At 59.7% G+C, this 494-nt stretch carries 1 pseudogene; it reads right to left on the reverse strand.

What is annotated here, in order from left to right:
• Positions 1 to 494 (reverse strand): annotated as a pseudogene (locus tag A3754_RS07745) (chemotaxis protein); the annotation flags it as partial.

Consider the following 494-nt stretch of genomic DNA (forward strand, 5'->3'; position numbering starts at 1 on the left):
GGAGCGACGGAAGATGGTGTCGGCCGCGTTACGTACCTGGAACAGCTCGGGGGCAGTTTCCAGGATTTCATCCACGGACTGGTTAACGAATTCGTCGAACAGGTCAGCAATTTCGGCCAGGTAATCCAGGGCGTCGGGGTCATTCACCTGGTCAATACCCATGGCGGCATCGCCTTCGATCATGCCGTTCATGACACGACCGAACAGGCTGGCATCACGGCCGAAGGAGTCCGCCGCGATCACCGCGCCGTCGCCACCTTCCAGTACCTTGGCGATGGACCGTACGATGCGCTCAGCCAGCCAGGATTGGCGCTGCGCAAAGGCAATCTGTTCCGGTTCCGCATCGGTGGCCACCAGAATTTCCACGACGCCTTCGTATTCGGCCTGCAGGGAAGGAATGGTCTGGGCCAGAGTGTCTGCCACTTCGTGCAGATCCAGTACCGTGTCTTCCCCTTTCAGGATCACGCCGGCGTTGGCGTTCACTTCATCCCACA

The sequence above is a fragment of the Alcanivorax sp. HI0083 genome (assembly GCF_001635175.1).